Raw genomic sequence first — 1457 nt, 5'->3', positions numbered from 1 at the left:
AAATGATCAGATCACAGGACTTGGAAAAGGTTCAACTAATTTAGGCAACAACGCCGTTTTAAGGCGTCAATTTTGAGTATAATTGCTTAGTAGTAAACGTGTTATGCAGGCGTTAGCAATTTAGGAGAGGTCATGACGTTAGCAGGAGATTTTTTTGAACATTGGTGCAGTGTCGTTGAAGAGAGAGATGATGAAGTAAATCAGAATTGGTGTAACAATAAGGCCTATACGAACTTTATCATCCATTCTGAAAATTCCGTTGTGATGGATATAGCAAAAAGGCTTGGATTGTACTGCTACAATGCAGACTACTACTACTTAGATTCAGTCTTTTATGACCAAACTGACTTTATAGATGATTTCCCAAATCAATGTTATTTGACAAACATACGTATAGCATTTGAGCATGAAAATAATTTTAAGAGTGGGTTGTTTCAAGAGGTATCTCACCTCCTATTAATCAATAGCCAACTCAAAGTAGTAGTGTCTTATCCGCCTTGCGAAGAGTCTGAGAAAGTAGAGCTTGAATACTTGCATCGCATCATTAACTCTAGCCCGATTTCAAAGGAGTTGTCAGATAAGAAAGGGTTCCTATTTATTATGGGGCATGCTGACCCATACAAATGGGTTGCTTGGATATATCATCAATCAGCGTGGCAAAAAATTGCTAACAAATCGCTTAACAGGGACTCCTAACGCTTGGCCACTTTCATACAAATCAGCTTCGGTGTTTAGGGCACAAATTTTAAGTCGGGTGGTATTACGTTATCGCCCGTTAGCAAGGCGTTAGCCCTCTGGTATGCCCGGGCGCATTTGAGCTCGGGCATAGAACCATCTGCTGCTACTTTTTGGTAAATTTGCTAGGATAAGAGTTAACAATACCCTGTATTGTTGATTGAGGTTTTCTAAAATCCGAAGCTAACATATCTTGAGTTACGTGGTCATTGCCATGATATGCGTGGTAGATCTCTCGCTTCTCCTCATCGGTTAGCTTTGGTTTTCTTGTTGGGAGATTCGCAAATCGACTCTGCACAGCGACATCAAAGTCGGCTGCTGTCTTTATAGTGTCTTCCACTACTTTGATTTGTTGCGTTACTTTCGCGACTTCATCCCAGTTTTGATTTGATGCATGTGTTCTTAATTGTCTGTTTAGCTCGTCATTCATATTGACTGCATGCTGTTTTAGTTCTCGAGCAGAACGTTTAATCCCAGCTTCTTGAGATGCAGTAAGTTCTTCTTGTTGGATTTGTTCAAAACGCTGATTTACAACGTCAGGGTTTAGTAAGTTTGATGGATTGTTTGGGTCAAAAATGTCAGACATAATGCTCACTCGTAAATTCTGATAAACTGATATCAGAATATCAGTTTTGTTTTGTGTGTCAATGTTTGTGTGAGCTTCAGGGCTAACAAACGACTATGGCGTCAATGATTAATTTTTGGCAGTGTTTTCATCCCAC

The 1457-nt window shown here is 39.6% G+C and carries 2 protein-coding genes; one reads left to right on the top strand and one right to left on the bottom strand.

Features of this window, described 5'->3' with window-relative positions; all coding sequences use genetic code 11:
* Positions 1-132: 132 nt before the first annotated feature.
* Positions 133-696, top strand: coding sequence for a hypothetical protein (locus AB6D06_RS22425; RefSeq protein WP_372111924.1), 564 nt, complete (start codon positions 133-135; stop codon positions 694-696).
* 145 nt (positions 697-841) lie between these two features.
* On the opposite strand, the gene AB6D06_RS22420 is transcribed toward AB6D06_RS22425, so the two are convergent.
* Positions 842-1321: a hypothetical protein gene (locus AB6D06_RS22420; protein WP_372111921.1), complete on the bottom strand. Its 480-nt coding sequence runs from the start codon at positions 1319-1321 to the stop codon at positions 842-844.
* Positions 1322-1457 lie beyond the last annotated feature (136 nt).

The sequence above is a fragment of the Vibrio sp. 10N.239.311.G01 genome, from assembly GCF_041465805.1.
GTDB lineage: Bacteria > Pseudomonadota > Gammaproteobacteria > Enterobacterales > Vibrionaceae > Vibrio > Vibrio crassostreae_C.
Note: the sequence above shows the minus strand (reverse complement) of the source record. Positions and strands in the feature narration are given on the sequence as shown.